Origin of the sequence: Prosthecobacter sp., assembly GCF_020439865.1 — a bacterium.
Classification (GTDB): domain Bacteria; phylum Verrucomicrobiota; class Verrucomicrobiia; order Verrucomicrobiales; family Verrucomicrobiaceae; genus Prosthecobacter.
The window spans coordinates 1-14,746 of sequence record NZ_JAGRPF010000102.1; the positions used below are offsets into that span (position 1 = coordinate 1).

At 59.1% G+C, this 14,746-nt stretch carries 17 protein-coding genes and 1 tRNA gene; 8 read left to right on the forward strand and 10 right to left on the reverse strand.

What is annotated here, in order from left to right; all coding sequences use genetic code 11:
• The 7 genes from KDL09_RS10805 to prmC form a co-directional block, all read right to left on the reverse strand.
• Positions 1 to 391 (reverse strand): hypothetical protein (locus KDL09_RS10805; RefSeq protein WP_294384668.1); only part of this gene is annotated, 391 nt, incomplete at its 3' end.
• 143 nt (positions 392 to 534) lie between these two features.
• Positions 535 to 747 (reverse strand): hypothetical protein, encoded by a 213-nt coding sequence (locus KDL09_RS10810; protein ID WP_294384670.1) that lies wholly within the window; start codon positions 745 to 747, stop codon positions 535 to 537.
• 306 nt (positions 748 to 1,053) lie between these two features.
• Positions 1,054 to 1,130: transfer RNA gene (locus KDL09_RS10815), tRNA-Arg, on the reverse strand.
• 88 nt (positions 1,131 to 1,218) lie between these two features.
• Positions 1,219 to 2,664: an Asp-tRNA(Asn)/Glu-tRNA(Gln) amidotransferase subunit GatA gene (gatA, locus tag KDL09_RS10820; RefSeq protein ID WP_294384672.1), complete on the reverse strand. Its 1,446-nt coding sequence runs from the start codon at positions 2,662 to 2,664 to the stop codon at positions 1,219 to 1,221.
• 25 nt (positions 2,665 to 2,689) lie between these two features.
• Positions 2,690 to 2,980 carry an Asp-tRNA(Asn)/Glu-tRNA(Gln) amidotransferase subunit GatC gene (gatC, locus tag KDL09_RS10825; RefSeq protein ID WP_294384674.1) on the reverse strand — a complete coding sequence of 97 codons (291 nt, stop codon included), beginning with the start codon at positions 2,978 to 2,980 and terminating at the stop codon, positions 2,690 to 2,692.
• 95 nt (positions 2,981 to 3,075) lie between these two features.
• On the reverse strand, positions 3,076 to 3,498 hold the full coding sequence (locus KDL09_RS10830; RefSeq protein ID WP_294384675.1) for an exosortase system-associated protein, TIGR04073 family: 423 nt from the start codon (positions 3,496 to 3,498) through the stop codon (positions 3,076 to 3,078).
• Between the two features lie 169 nt (positions 3,499 to 3,667).
• Positions 3,668 to 4,510: a peptide chain release factor N(5)-glutamine methyltransferase gene (prmC, locus tag KDL09_RS10835; RefSeq protein ID WP_294384676.1), complete on the reverse strand. Its 843-nt coding sequence runs from the start codon at positions 4,508 to 4,510 to the stop codon at positions 3,668 to 3,670.
• A 71-nt stretch (positions 4,511 to 4,581) separates the two neighbouring features.
• Between prmC and KDL09_RS10840 the strand changes: the two genes are divergently transcribed.
• Positions 4,582 to 4,926 carry a hypothetical protein gene (locus KDL09_RS10840; protein ID WP_294384678.1) on the forward strand — a complete coding sequence of 115 codons (345 nt, stop codon included), beginning with the start codon at positions 4,582 to 4,584 and terminating at the stop codon, positions 4,924 to 4,926.
• Positions 4,927 to 5,165: 239 nt separating this feature from the next.
• Here KDL09_RS10840 and KDL09_RS10845 read toward each other — a convergent pair whose 3' ends face one another.
• Genes KDL09_RS10845 through KDL09_RS10855 form a run of 3 tightly spaced genes read right to left on the reverse strand, consistent with a single transcriptional unit; the run spans position 5,166 to position 8,448 of the window.
• Positions 5,166 to 6,401: a 2-oxo acid dehydrogenase subunit E2 gene (locus tag KDL09_RS10845; protein ID WP_294384679.1), complete on the reverse strand. Its 1,236-nt coding sequence runs from the start codon at positions 6,399 to 6,401 to the stop codon at positions 5,166 to 5,168.
• Positions 6,402 to 6,439: 38 nt separating this feature from the next.
• On the reverse strand, positions 6,440 to 7,405 hold the full coding sequence (locus tag KDL09_RS10850) for an alpha-ketoacid dehydrogenase subunit beta (RefSeq protein WP_294384680.1): 966 nt from the start codon (positions 7,403 to 7,405) through the stop codon (positions 6,440 to 6,442).
• Positions 7,402 to 8,448, reverse strand: a complete 1,047-nt coding sequence (locus tag KDL09_RS10855; protein ID WP_294384681.1) for a thiamine pyrophosphate-dependent dehydrogenase E1 component subunit alpha — start codon at positions 8,446 to 8,448, stop codon at positions 7,402 to 7,404. The genes KDL09_RS10850 and KDL09_RS10855 overlap by 4 nt, the downstream gene beginning before the upstream one ends.
• A 225-nt stretch (positions 8,449 to 8,673) precedes the next feature.
• Here KDL09_RS10855 and KDL09_RS10860 point away from each other — a divergent pair, with 225 nt between their 5' ends.
• The 7 genes from KDL09_RS10860 to glp are packed head-to-tail and all read left to right on the forward strand — an operon-like array spanning position 8,674 to position 14,703.
• On the forward strand, positions 8,674 to 9,234 hold the full coding sequence (locus tag KDL09_RS10860; RefSeq protein WP_294384683.1) for a hypothetical protein: 561 nt from the start codon (positions 8,674 to 8,676) through the stop codon (positions 9,232 to 9,234).
• Positions 9,235 to 9,282: 48 nt separating this feature from the next.
• Positions 9,283 to 10,287: an ADP-glyceromanno-heptose 6-epimerase gene (rfaD, locus tag KDL09_RS10865; RefSeq protein ID WP_294384685.1), complete on the forward strand. Its 1,005-nt coding sequence runs from the start codon at positions 9,283 to 9,285 to the stop codon at positions 10,285 to 10,287.
• A gap of 46 nt (positions 10,288 to 10,333) precedes the next feature.
• Positions 10,334 to 11,146, forward strand: coding sequence for a tryptophan synthase subunit alpha (gene trpA, locus KDL09_RS10870; RefSeq protein ID WP_294384687.1), 813 nt, complete (start codon positions 10,334 to 10,336; stop codon positions 11,144 to 11,146).
• 8 nt (positions 11,147 to 11,154) lie between these two features.
• Entirely contained in the window at positions 11,155 to 11,967 is an 813-nt protein-coding gene (gene dapF, locus KDL09_RS10875; RefSeq protein ID WP_294384689.1) for a diaminopimelate epimerase, read from the forward strand.
• 28 nt (positions 11,968 to 11,995) lie between these two features.
• Positions 11,996 to 12,877, forward strand: a complete 882-nt coding sequence (gene dapA, locus KDL09_RS10880) for a 4-hydroxy-tetrahydrodipicolinate synthase (protein WP_294384690.1) — start codon at positions 11,996 to 11,998, stop codon at positions 12,875 to 12,877.
• A gap of 9 nt (positions 12,878 to 12,886) precedes the next feature.
• Entirely contained in the window at positions 12,887 to 13,510 is a 624-nt protein-coding gene (locus KDL09_RS10885) for a hypothetical protein (protein ID WP_294384692.1), read from the forward strand.
• Entirely contained in the window at positions 13,507 to 14,703 is a 1,197-nt protein-coding gene (gene glp / locus KDL09_RS10890) for a gephyrin-like molybdotransferase Glp (RefSeq protein WP_294384694.1), read from the forward strand. Before KDL09_RS10885 ends, glp begins: the two co-directional genes overlap by 4 nt.
• Positions 14,704 to 14,746: the final 43 nt, after the last annotated feature.

Consider the following 14,746-nt stretch of genomic DNA (forward strand, 5'->3'; position numbering starts at 1 on the left):
AGAGCTGCTGGGACAGGTCCTCGACCTCCTGCTTGTCGATCTTGTGATCGCTGATGATGCGCAGGATGAAGCCGCGCTGACCGTCGGTGCAGTTCCAGCGCTCGGCGGCAGGATGCGGCGTGTAACCACCTCGCGTGCCATTGCCGTTGGAGCGTGGTTGGGCGCGGCCGTTGTGGTGAACACTGCCGTTCCCGTTGGAACCGGGGATGAACCCGGCGTGCTGGATTTCCTGGTCGACGGACTGCTGCAAAAGCCCGTAAAGCTTCTGCACTTCGGCTTCGACCTGGCTGATGTCATTGAGTTCGACCTCGACCGAGGCGCTGAAGCTGTGGCTGCTGTACTGCGGCAGCCCGAGTTTTTTGCTGTAGTTGGCGCTGAGTTTGATGGCCATGATGATGTCCTCCTTGGATGGATGAGTTGGGTTATGGGTGGTGTTGAAGAAGCCGTCACGACGCCCGGACACAAAAACACCCGGCCCCTCGAAGGAGGGACCGGGTGTGATGCGGACGGGAATGCGGTGACAGCGTGGTGCGGCTAGCCCTTGCTGGCTGCCTGCGGTGTGTTGCCCTGAGCCGGGATGTTCATCTGCTTGGTGGCAATGCTCCAGCTCTCCGTGTCACGCAGACAGGAGGTGAGCAGTTCGTTGACCAGCGTGGTCATGGGACGACGCAGGCGCCGGCCTTCATGATAAAGCGCGCAGATGATAACCCGGTCGATGCAGGGCGAATAATGGGTTCGCCGTGGCATGGTGGGTGATGAGCAAGCCGGAGATAAGCCCCCGGTCGCTCATGTATTTATAACGCGGAGGAGGGGGGAATTGCAGACGCTCGCCCAGCCACATCGTGATGACACGAGTAACTGGAACTCAATGTGATACTGCGTTCCCGGTTAATGCAATTGCACCGTCCAAATGTGGAACCAAAGCCCACGCTCAGTTTTAACCCGAGTCACTTGGTCCAAGGCCGCCCAATGATAAACTCAAAAAGTGTCCGAATAGTGTCCGAGTCGGATTTTGACTCCATCCACCAAAATTCCTAACTCATTGATTATGGGTGGCGCACCCGTCAGGATTCGAACCTGAAACCTTCTGATCCGTAGTCAGATGCTCTAATCCGTTGAGCTACGGGTGCGTTTGGCCTTTGCCAGTCACGCTGTCTCTGAAACAGCGGGCCACGAGACTAGACCAGCGATGAGTTTTGTCAAACTCCGTGGAGCATTTTATTCTACCACCAAGGAGCCAATTTTACACGACTGTTCGTAGGCGTGCGCCACGCGCAGCACGCTGGCTTCATCAAGCGCCTTGCCAACGATTTGCAGGCCGACGGGAAGCGCTTTCCCCTCCACCTCGACCTTGCCACAAGGAACACTGATGCCCGGCAGGCCGGCCAGGTTGACAGGAATCGTGAACACATCCTCGAGATAGGCCGCAAGGGGATTGTCTTTGAGTTCGCCCAGTTTATGAGCGGGCGTGGGGCTGGTGGGCGAAATGATCACATCAACCTTTTTAAAGGCTTTCTCGAAATCATTTCGAATCAACGTGCGGGCCTTCTGAGCGCGGATGTAATAGGCGTCGTAGTATCCGGAACTGAGCATGTAGGTCCCCAATAGGATACGCCTCTTCACCTCCGGCCCGAAACCTTCCGCACGTGAACGCGTGTATTGCTCCATCAGGTCCCCTGCACTGCCGCTGCGGTGACCGTAGCGTACCCCATCGAATCGGGCGAGGTTGGCGGAAGCCTCCGCGGGCGCCAGCACATAGTACGTCGCCACACCAAGCTCAGTGTGAGGCAGACTGATCTCTTCAACAACAGCCCCCAAGGACTCGAGCTGTCGGATCGCAGCCTGAACATTAGCAGCCACACCTTCATGGATGCCCTTGATGTAATATTCCTTGGGCAGGCCGATGCGCAGCCCTTTGATGTCCTGACCGATTGCCTCTGTGAAATCAGGCACCTCGACATTCAATGACGTGGAGTCGTGCGAATCGTATCCACAAAGATGATTCAGCAGCAACGCAGCATCCTCCACGGTTTTGGTTACCGGACCGATTTGATCGAGCGATGAGGCGAATGCGACGAGCCCGAAACGCGAGACCCGGCCATAGGTGGGCTTGATTCCCACGCAGCCGCACAAAGCCGCAGGCTGACGAATGGAACCGCCGGTGTCCGAGCCCAAGGCCGCGATGGCGAGATCTCCCGCAACCGCAGCCGCACTGCCGCCGCTGGATCCTCCTGGCACGCGGGCGAGATCGTGTGGATTACGAGTCGTGCCGAGCGCTGAGTTCTCCGTGCTCGATCCCATGGCAAACTCATCCATGTTCAAACGGCCGAACGGAATCCCTCCGGCAGTTCTAAGGCGCTGAATCGCGCCCGCATCATACGGAGCGACGTAGTTCTCGTTCAGAATTCGTGAGCCGCAGGTGCAGGGCTGTCCGATCACATTCATGTTGTCCTTCACCGCGATCGGAATCCCCCCCAACGGCTTCGATGTATCTACACGATCCGCTTCCGCGAGCGCCGTTTCCACATCCCACGACAGATAGGCTCCGAGGTCGGGATTGCGGGATTCGATGGCTCTGGCGACATCCAAAACAATGTCCCGCGGCGTGATCTCGCCGGAAGAGATCGATTTACGCAACGCGGTGAGGGAAGAAGAGGCAAGCATACGACTATAGGCTGCTGTGAAGCGGTTATTCGATCACCTTCGGAATCTGGAACTGGTCCTTGATCCGTTTTGGTGCGTTGCCGAGAGCCGCATCCTGGCTTAAGCCCGTTCTAGGTTCGTCCGCACGCAGAACATCGTAGACTGGCATCGCATGAGCCGTCGGTTCCACGCCGTCCAGATCGTAGCGCGTCAGAGTGTCGATATACGAGAGAATGCCATCGAGCTGGGCCCCATAATGGCCAGCCTCCTCTTCGGTAAGGTCGAGGCGAGCCAGCTTCGCTACGTGATAAATGTCGATCTGATGAGCTTCAGGCATGATCAAAGCCGCCTTTCTTGCCAGCGGGTGGCGTGCTTTGCAAACAAAAGGCGCAGACTGTTTCCAGTCTGCGCCTCGAAATCCCTCAGGGAGAATTACCAGCCCTGTGAACTTGATGAGTATGGCATTTCCGAACGGAACCCGAATTCTGGGGCAAATTCGGTGTATCCCCACCAGTTGTCCAACGCCTCCTTGTGGTGGTACGGCGCGCGATAAGTGCGCTTCCAGCTCGGCACTGGGAAAGTGATGGTTTCATAGAAACCGAAACCTGCTCGGATCAGAGTGCGCTTCGTTCCCTCCACCAAGAAGTCAGAGGCCGCAGCGATGGCCCCCTCCGACTTGTTGGTCTTGCGCCATGCAGAGGGGTATTCCAACCACCCAAACATCAAGTTGCCCACACCACGACTCAGCTTGCGGCTCCAAGTGTTGTGGTGCCCAGGGGGAGACTGGATGTCCCCAAAAACGGTGCTCGAGAGACCCAGAGAGGTGATGGCCAAGATTAGAAACAGTTTTTTCATGTGACTTTGATATGATTAACAAAACTCGGTGCCGTTTGGCAACCATTATATTGAGCTTTTTGGAGCCGGATATCGTCACACCACGTTCCCTCCCAGTAAAGCGGGCGCACATTTTCCTCGTTTGCGAGGCAATCGCATTAACAAACCGGGGCTGTCCTTTTGAGAACCATCACTCAAAGGCGGACGCCTGGGCAAAGACAAAACGATGGATGCCAGGCAGGTCTGGAGCACTGCAAGCATTGCCGTAGCCGAGTTCCAAGCAACGTCCGACCACGGTGGCACCTTGGTCATGTCCTACTTCAAGGGCCACGAAAGCATTTGCACTCAGGTAAGCCAAAGCGTCGGAAAGGAAACACTCGACGATGCGGAGGCCGTCGGTGCCTCCATCGAGAGCGAGGACAGGGTCCCGTTTGACCTCGGGGCTGAGAGTCTGAATTTCAGCGGTGGGGATATAGGGAAGGTTGGCAACAATTAGATCAAAGGTGCCGGTGACTTTTTCGAAGAGGTCGCTGCGCAAGAGCTTGACGTTGGCGCTGAGGCGCGAAGCGTTGAGGCGAGCGAGATCGAGAGCGTCCTCGCTGATGTCGGCAAGGACGACCTCGCTATTCGGCCAAGCTTTGGCGAGGCTGAGGCCGATACAGCCGGAGCCGGTGGCCATGTCGAGCACCCGTGCCGGGGGCTTGGCGAGTTTTTTGAGAACGAGTTCGACGAGTGTTTCGGTTTCGGGACGCGGGATCAGGGCGCGGTGGTCACTGACAAACTCATGACCACAGAACTCAACGGTGCCGAGCAGGTGCTGAAGCGGCTCCCCTTCCCCACGGCGGCGCAGGAGATCTCGAAGAGCAACGAGGTCGGCCTCGGGAACAGTTTCACTGAAGCGGAGGTAAAGATCGAGACGACGGCAGCCTAAGACGTGGGCGAGGAGGTGCTCCATGTTCAGCCGGGCTTCATCGATCTTTTTCTTCTCCAGGTAGGCGGTGCCGGATTGGAGGATTTCGAGAAGGGGCTTCATGAGGAGTAACGACTGCTGGACCACTAATGGGACGATGACGCATCAATCAAACCGGATTCGGTGATGAGTTGATGAACCCGCTGATCATGGGATTCGGCAGGGATCTGGTCAATGATCTGACAGTCGAAAGCAACCGCGACGCACTGGGCACGAAAGGTCGGGTGAGCGAGCAAACGGTCGTAATAGCCACCACCACGACCGAGACGCACGCCGTCTCGGGTAAAGGCGAGACCGGGAACGAGGACGACGTCGAGCGCGGTGATGTCGAGGGCCGGACAGTGATCTCTGGGCTCCCATACATTCATATGGCCACGCTGAAGATCATCAGGCGCGTGAACCTGCCGAGGCTGGAGAAAATGCTGTTCGATGTGGAAAAAACAGGCCCCAGCCCCCACTGCGTCGAGCTCGGGCAATAGATGCGAAACGAGATCTGGTTCATTTTTCAGACCGCCGAACAGGGCGACGTGACATCCCGCGTTCAGACGAACGTTTCCTTCGAGATGGTGCAGAATGTGTGCGGCGATTCGCCGGCTGGCCTCAGTCATGAACGCGGGACTGAGGGCACGAAGTCGCTCGCGCATGTGCTGCCGAAGCGTGGATTTGTCGTGCATGCGCTTCTGGGATTGAAGCGGACAGGGGTGTCCGCGCAGTCTGCTCAGAGCAGTTCGGGTTTTTGCAGAAGTTCGGCGACGCGTTTGAGGAGACGACCGGCGCCGCCGCCATCGAGAACGCGGTGGTCGAAGCTGAGAGTAAGTTCGGCTTCGGTAACGGGGATGAACTGCTTCACTTCGTCGCTCCAATGCGGCACTTTGCTGCCCGCTCCGAGGCCAAGAACGAGGTTCTGCTCGGGCAACGGAATGGGCGTGGCCCAGACGATGCCGAAGGTGCCGAAGTTGGTGACCGTGGCGATGCCGGGGCGATTGACATCGTTGGGAAGACGCCGCGCGCGCGCCTGCTCGACGAGCTTGTTGTAAGTGGGCACCAATTTGACGAGAGGGGTCTTTTCGACCTCTCGTAGCGTGGGCACCATGACGCCATCATCGACTTCGACAGCGAATCCGATGTCGATGGCCAGCGGGTGAACAATGCGGTTACCGACCAAGCGTCCCGCAAAGGCGGTGTTTTCGGCGAGAGCCAGTGCTAACGCCCGAATGGCATAGAGAGCAGGACCGGGTTTGGGATCGGCTTTTTTGCGGTGCGCGAGCAATGCATCCAGCATCACGGGACTGCCGACAGTTGCAAGTGGACGAGTCCAACTGCGACGCATGGAATCCGCAACGGCGATGCGCATCGGCGATGCGGGGGTCATGCGATGCTGCTCCAACGCGCGAAGGAAGGCCTCAAAATCTTCGACCGTGACACGACCTCCCGCACCAGTGCCGGGGACGCCGGCAAGGTCAGACGCATTGAGGCCGAGTTCGAGCATACGGGCACGCATGCGCGGGGAAATGTAGCTGGCACCCGTAGCACCGGCCGGCACTGGCAACCCCCCGACAACAGGCTCGACGGTGGGCTGACGCGTGGAGATAACGTCATTGTCGTCGATCTTGAAATGAAGGTTTTCGACCTGCGCGTTGCCTGTTCTGGGCGCGGCGGAGGCTTCTGGCTTCTGTGCTTCGGCACCAAGCCCCAGGGATTGTGCGTTTTCCTCGGTAACCTCAAAGGCGGCGAGTGTGGAACCCACCGCGTAGCTGGTCTGCGTGGTCGCCACGATGTGCCCGATGGTTCCAGCACAGGGCGCTGTGACGGCCATGGCAGCCTTGTTGGTCTCGACCTCAAAAAGGTCAGAACCAGCCTCCACCGCCTGTCCGGGTTTGACCAGGATGCGAAGAATCGTGGCTTCGGCGATGGACTCGCCGAGCTGGGGCATCAGGATGGGGATGGTGCGCATCTCGAGAAGGTTGAGTGACGGTATGACGAATGCCAATTCTAATAGCGCAGCAGGCGTCGAAGAGCGGCGGCAATGGTGGAGGTGGTGGGCCGATGCGATTTCCAAAGATTGGGATGATACGGGATCGGCGTGTCCTTTGAGTTCAAACGCATCGGCGGAGCGTCAAGCAAATGGAAGCCCTCGCTGGTGACTCGAGCAATGACTTCAGCGGTGACACCGCCCCAAGGGAAGGCCTCCCCGAGCGCAAGCAGCCGACCGGTGCGAGCGACGGAGGCCAGGATGGTGTCGGTGTCCATCGGCTTCACGGAGCGCAGATCGACGACCTCGATTTGATATCCGTCGAGCTGCAGTTCCTCGGCGGCACGCAGTGCCTCATGCACCATGGCGCTGTAGGTGACGATGGTGGCATGACGTCCCGGACGTGCAATGCGCGCCTTCCCGATGGGCAGCTCACGATCGCCGATCTGCTCGGCCTTGAGGTGGTAGTAGAGGAACTTGTGCTCGCAGTAAATGACAGGATCGTTGAGCTTGACGCTGTCGAGCAGCATCCAGTAGGCATCCTCGACTGTGGCCGGCGCAACAATGACCAGACCAGGATAATGCGAGTAGATGGCCTCCATCGACTGGCTGTGAAACGGTCCGCTGCCGGCCGTGCCACCGGAAGGCATTCGGATCGTGATGGGACACGGGACATTGGTGCGCCAATAGAGCGTCGCCGCCTGGTTGACGATTTGATTGAAGCCGACCGACGAGAAGTCGGCGAACTGCATTTCGATGATGGGACGCGCCCCTTCCACGGCGGCCCCGATGGCCATGCCGACCATGGCGTCCTCGCTGATAGGGGCGTCAAAGACGCGGTTGGGAAACTCCTTGCTGAGATTCTTCGTGGCCTTGAACGCACCGCCAAAGGTGGCGATGTCCTGGCCGTAAAGGAAGACCGAGGGGTCATGGCGCAGGGCTTCGTATTGCGCCTCACGAATGGCTTCGAGATAGGTAATGCTCATGCCTCGTGCTGCCCCTCCACGAGATCGGCACAGGAAAGGGCCTGCCATTTTTCTTTGAAAGGGTCAGGCGTGGGTTCTTTGGACACTTTGGAGATGGTTAGATCAACGGTTCGACGCACTTCCTCATTAAAATCACGCAGTTCAGCCGAAGACATCCAGCCGTGATCGCGGGCGAAATCTTCCGCCACCTGAAGGCAGTCGCGTGCAGACGGATCCCGGCGTTTTTGATCGGGAATGTAGGAGGCGTCGTCATGCTCGCCATGACCTGCCAGGCGCAGCAGCGTACCAACGATCATCTGGGGACCGCCGCCGGAACGGGCCTGAGCGACGGCGGCACGGAATGCCTTGAGACAGGAAGCCAGGTCCGTGGCATCCACGACCATGCCGCTGACACCGTAGCCGACCGCACGATCCACCAGGTTTTCACAGGCATACTGGCGCGTATTCGGCGTGGAGTAGGCGTATTGATTGTTCGCCACGCTGACGACGATCGGCAGTTTTTCCACCGCCGCCATGTTCAGAGCTTCGTGAAAAGCACCGGTGGAAGTGCCACCGTCTCCGATGCTGGTGGCACCAATGCTGTCCCCCAACGTTCCGGCCAGTCGACGGGCAAAAAGTCCGCCAGCCACCACCGACAGCAAACTGCCCAAATGGCTGATCATGGCCAGGAGCCCTTCTTTGGGGCGTCCGCGATGAATGTTCCCGTCACGACCGCGCATCGGACCTGTGACAGCCCCAAGGTAGGTCCGAACACAATCGAGAATGGGTTCGCCAAAAGCAATGCGCCCGGCCTGATCACGAATGAGGGGACCGTAAATATCCTTCCCCTTCCGAAGCTGCACTCCGAGCGCCGCACTGAACGCCTCCTGCCCTTTTCCGAGATAGACGCCGCCGACGATGCGCCCCCCGGCCCGGTAGAGCGATCCCAATTTCTCCTCCAACACTCGTGCCAGCAGCATGTGCTGATAGCAGAGAAGGAATTGATCGCGAAAATCGGCCGTCAGGTCGGTTTCGACGCAGTTGATCGGTGAAGCAAGTGCCACGAGGCACATTTGGTAATCAAGGGCTACAGATTCGTCAACAGCGTCGCCAACAGGTTTACTTAAAACTCACAGAATTACTGGAGCAGATGGCACTCCTCTCGCTTGAGTCCAAGAGACTTTTTTGAGTTTAGGAGTGACAAAGTGTGTATTATTTGAATAAATTGTTTTGAAATTTCAATAATGTTGTGTAAATATAATAAACAAAGCTGAAATTTTTAGAATTCCATGGAATCACTTCTTGCCACAGCCGCTGCTGATCCTGCGTTCTCAAACTTCCAGGTGCAAAGTTATGGGAGTTTGCTGCTGCCCGACCATCCGATTCGTTTCGGATTCCAAGTCGACATTGTTCCGGATCAATGCCCATCCAGCATCTTGTTTGGCCTCATCAGTCGCGATCCTGTCAACGGAGGCAAGGCAAAAACCTCCGGGTTTGCCGTGCGTGTTGATTTGGAAATGCGTGAGGTCTGGGATGTTCTGAACGGCAGTGGTCTCGTCGGCTGGGTGGAACATCCAGATGGGCTTGCAGGCTTCACGGACGAAGAGCCTCTGCTGCTCGGATGGGAGATCGAATATCATGGTCAAGCATTGATCCCCAAGCTTGTAGTGGCAGATCAACAGTGGCTCTACCCTGCTATCCAGTGTCCTCATCCTGTGGTCATGGAAACTGTGATCGGCTGGCAGGGTGAATGGGGAAACGATCCACGAAACACCTTCCTGCACCCGGCCCTATGGCGCGAGCACCTGCCGGTGTTCAACACTCAGGAGCCTGAGGCCATCGCGGCATAGCCAAGCTCCGGCTTGAATCCGGTCGTATTTCCCGTTACCAACGGGGACATGAACAACACGGAAAGTCGCATCCTCATCACCGGCGGAGCCGGATTCATCGGCAGCGCCCTCGTCTGGGAACTGAACCGCCGCGGCTGCGAAAACATCGTCGTCTGCGACCGCCTGAGCACCGATGAAAAGTGGAAGAACCTCGTCCCACTCAAGTTCGCCGACTACATCGATGGCAACGACCTTCTGCAGAACGTCCTGCACGCGCCCGCCAGGCTCGGTCGATTTGATCTGATCCTGCATCTCGGCGCCTGCTCAGCCACCACCGAGCGCGATGCGGACTACCTCATGCGGAACAACTTCGAGTTCACGAAGCAGCTTTGCCAGTGGGCCCTGCGGGACGGAACGCGCTTTGTTTACGCCTCATCCGCAGCGACTTACGGCGATGGCGCGCACGGCATGAACGATCAGGACCCGGACATCCACAAGCTACGCCCGCTGAACATGTACGGCTACTCGAAGCACCTTTTCGATCTCCACGCCAAACGCGAAGGCTGGCTGCCGAACATCGTCGGCCTCAAGTATTTCAACGTCTACGGCCCCAACGAAGACCACAAGGCCGACATGCGCAGCCTAGTCCACAAAGCCTGCGGCCAGATCCTCGCCACGGACAAGGTGCAGCTCTTCAAATCCCACCGCCCCGACTACAGGCACGGCGAGCAGATGCGCGACTTCCTCTACGTGAAGGACGCCATCCGCATGACCCTCCACCTCGCGGAGACCGGTAGCGCCAGCGGCCTTTTCAACCTCGGTTCAGGCGAGGCTCACACGTGGATCGAACTTGCCACCGCGATCTTCACCGCGCTCGGCAAGAAGCCGAACATCGAGTTCATCGACATGCCGGATCACCTGCAGTCGAAGTATCAGTACTACACCTGCGCCGACATCGCGAAGCTCCGCGCCTCCGGGTTCACCCAGGAAATCACCCCGCTCACTGAGGCGGTGCGCGATTATGTGCAGGGCTATCTCGTGCCCGACAAGCGGCTCGGGGATGAGGTGGCGTAAGGCGGGATTTGCAAAGGTGGCCGCTTCAGGCTAAACACCCCGCCCCATGTCCGCCCCCACCAACCGCATCGACGCCCGTTTTGCCGCCCTTCGTGACGCGAAGAAGAAGGCCTTCGTCGCCTATGTCTGCGCCGGCGATCCCACACTCGATGCCACCATCGACATTGTGCTCGGCCTCGAACGTGCCGGGGTGGACATCGTCGAGCTCGGTGTCCCCTTCTCCGATCCGCTGGCCGATGGCGTGGTGAATCAGATGGCCGCCGACCGTGCTCTGAAGGCCGGTGCCACGACTCCCGGTGTGCTGGAGATGATCCGCCAACTGCGCACGAAGTCGCAGGTGCCGATCGTGCTCTTCACCTACCTGAATCCCATCTACACCTACGGCTACGAGCGCTTCCATCAGGACGCGGCGGCCGCCGGGGCCGATGGTGTGCTCGTGCTCGACCTGCCGCCGGATGAAGCGGCCCAAAACGCCGAGCTGAAGCCCGCACCCGAGTTGCGCCACATCCAGCTCATCGCTCCCACATCGCCTGCCGAGCGCATCGCCAGCATTGCTAAGTCAGCTGAAGGTTTTGTTTATTATGTGAGCCGCCTCGGCGTCACCGGAGCCCAAGCGGAGATCGCCACCGGCATCGCCGAGCAGGTCGCCGTTATCAAAGCGGCCACCGACGTACCCGTGTGCGTCGGCTTCGGCGTCTCGAACCCCGAACAGGCCGCCACCATCGCCAGCAAGGCCGATGGCGTCGTCGTCGGCAGCGCCATCGTAAAACTCATCGAGCAAAACGGCTCCTCATCGGACTGCGCCGCGAAGGTTGAGGCCTTTGTGAAGCCGCTCGTCGATGCCGTCCACGCCCTCTGATTTCCCCCATGACTCTGCAATTCACCAAAATGAACGGCGCCGGCAATGACTTCGTCATGCTGGACAATCGTGACCTCAAGCTCGCTCTCTCCAAGGAGCAGATCGAAAAGCTCTGCGACCGCCATCGCGGCATCGGTGCCGACGGACTGCTCTGCGTCGAACCCGCGACCGAAGGCGGCGACTTCAAAATGCGCTACTACAACGCCGACGGCGGCGAGGCCGAGATGTGCGGCAACGGCGCGCGCTGCTTCGGACGTTTTGTCAATCGTCTGCACGATGACAAGCTGACGAAGATCAACTTCGAAACCCTTGCCGGCATGATCTCCGCCGAGTTCGAGGGCGATCAGGTGCGCATCAACATGAGCGCCCCGCACAATCTTCACCTGTCCCAGCTTCTCACCGTGGCTGGCGCCGGATTGACCGTGCACAGCATCAACACGGGCGTGCCGCATGCCGTGGTCTTCGTCGATGATCTCGAGGATGTCCCCGTCCGTGAATGGGGCGCCGGACTGCGCTACCACGATGCCTTCAGGCCGAAAGGCACGAACGCCAATTTCGCCAAGGTGATCGCACCGGGCAGCATCGCCATCCGCACCTACGAGCGCGGGGTCGAGGACGAAACCCTCGCCTGCGGCACCGGCATGGTCGCCTGCGCACTGATTCATCACGAACTCACCGGAGTCCCCGGTCCCGTCAGTGTCCTCGTCAAAGGCGGCGACACGCTCAAAGTCGGATTTGAGGAACCCTCCCGCAGCGAATACACCAACGTCACGCTCTTCGGCCCCGCAGATTTCGTTTTCCAAGGCACCGTTCAACTCTAAGCTCCGCGCCCTTCGCCCTACGCTTCCCATGTTCGCAGGAACCCACACCGCCATCGTCACCCCTTTCAAAAACGGCCAGATTGATGAGGCCGCGCTCAAATCGCTGATCGATTTCCAGTTCGACAACGGCGTGACCGGCATCGTGCCCTGCGGCACCACGGGAGAGTCGCCCACGCTCGACCACGACGAACACGAGCGCGTCATCAAGCTCAGCGTTGAATTCGCCAAGGGCCGCGGCGGCGTCATGGCCGGCACGGGATCAAATTCCACACGCGAGGCCATCGAACTCACGCAGGAAGCCGAAGCCGCCGGTGCGACCGCATCGCTGCAGGTCGCGCCTTATTACAACAAGCCGACTCCCGAAGGCCTGTATCAACACTTCAAGGCCATCGCCGACAACACCAAACTCCCGATCATGCTTTACAGCATCCCGGGACGCTGCGGCATCGACATCGGGCTCGATGTGCTCGTGCGCCTCGCCGAGAGCTGCCCGAACATCCGCGCCATCAAGGAAGCCGGCGGCAATCCGGAGCGTGTGAGCCAGATGAAGCAGATCCTTCCGGCGGACTTCGAAATCCTCTCCGGCGACGACGGCCTCACCCTGCCCTTCATGTCCGTCGGCGGCTGCGGCATCGTCAGCGTCGCGTCGAATCTCATTCCGAAGCCAATCAGCGAGATGGTGCAACTCGCGCTCAAAGGCGACTACGCCTCCGCGTTGACCATCCACACGAAGTACTACCCGCTCTTCGCCGCCTTCCTGAAACTGGCCACCAATCCCATCCCGATCAAAACCGCGATGGCGCTGGCAGGTCATTGCAGCGATGAACTGCGCCTGCCTCTCGTCGGCATGGAAAAGACCAAGATTGATGAACTGACCGCCACGCTGAAGAAGCTAGGCATCATCAGCTAGAAGCTGGACATGACGGTCCCGATGCGCATCAATGGAGGCATGCGCATTATTCGCATCATCTGCATTCTGCCGCTGCTGGGGCTCTCTGCCTGCACCTATCTAGCGAACAAGGCGGCTGGCCTGCGTTCCTCGTCGAAAAAAAGCCCGGCCGACAATCGCATCCGCGAGGCCAAAGTGATCGGCGTGATCGAACTGGTGAATCCGGAGCAGAACTACGTGCTCATCAACTGCGAGCAGCGGCTGAACATTCCCGTGGGCACTGAGATTGTTACCCAAGGAATCGGAAGCTCCCGGGCGAAGCTCAAGGTCACCCCTGAACGCAAAGGCAACTACATCACCGCGGACATCACGGAAGGCACACCTCAACTGCACGACCTCGTCTTGTATAAGGTCGTGCCGGGAGAAGTCCCCGCCCCTCCACCTGTCACCACCACCGCCAGCGGGGCCGTGGTGCCTCTGACACCGATCATGCAGGCGGACGTGATCCCACCGCTGGACGCCCCCTTCCAACCGATGGCACCAGCCCAACCGGCTCCCTCACCAACACCAGTGCCTGTGCAGCCTCAGCCAGCACCGCCTCCAGAAGCCGAACCCACCGCCGATCCCAGCAAGCTGCCTCCTGTCATCCGATGATCTCCGAAAGCGAAGCGCTGGCGCGCGTTCTGGCGGCCGTGGCATCACTCAAAATAGAAACCGAGACCTTGCTCGCGGCACACGACCGTTTTGCCGCACAGGATGTGACCGCAACCGTGCCGATCCCCGCATTCGATCAGTCGTCCATGGACGGCTACGCTCTGATCGCTTCTGAGAGCACCGACAAGGCCCCGCTGCGTGTCACGGGTGAGCAACCTGCAGGACTGGACCTCGGACTTGAAGTCAAAAAAGGCTGCGCCATTCGCATTTTTACCGGCGCACCGATTCCCAAAGGAGCGGATGCGGTAATCATGCAGGAGGATGTGAAGCGTGACGGCGATCAAATCGTCTGCACGGAGCCTGTGGTTGTCGGAGAAAACATTCGACGTGCGGGAGCGGACCTGTGCCAGGGGCAGTTTGTGATGCGTGTTGGTGACAAATTCACCCCCGGGCGGATGGCCTTGCTGGCCTCTCAAGGACTCGAAAGCATCTATGTTCATACGCTGCCACGTGTCGCCGTGTTAAGCACGGGCGACGAGCTGGTCTCCCCCGGCCAAGGACCGCTGCAAGCCGGACAAATCTACAACACGAACGGCCTGATGTTGCGCGGCATGCTGTCGCGCCTGGGAATTCGCCACAGCAGTCATGTCCATTGCCGCGATGATTTGCAGGCCACCATCGAAACACTCGACAGGTTAATGGACGCAAACGACGTCGTACTAATCAGCGGCGGCGTTTCCGTCGGAGATCACGATCAGATCAAGCCCGCGCTCAAGCAACTCGGTGTCGAACCGGACCTGTGGCGCGTTCGAGTGAAGCCGGGCAAGCCGTTCCTCTTTGCGTCACGACAAAAGCCTCACACCACCCATGTCTTCGGGCTGCCTGGCAATCCAGTTTCGTCATTCGTGACCTTCCTTTTGTTTGTGCGACCTGCGCTGCTCAAGATGATGGGCGCCTCCAAATCCCAACTCATGCCGCGCTTGATTCCTGCGACGGCTGGAACTGCGCTCGAAAATCCCGGGGACAGGCCGCACTATCTGCGTGGCACGCTCACCGACGGCCGGTTCATGCCTTTTGGCCTCCAGCAGAGCCATGCGCTCCTTTCCTTGAGCCGTTCGGATGCCCTCGTGAGATTGGAGGCCGGGCAAAGCCTGCAAGTGGGCGATGCCACGCAGGCGTGGTTGCTGGATTGATTGGTTGCGCGCAACGCACGGCTATCCATTCTGCGCATTCATC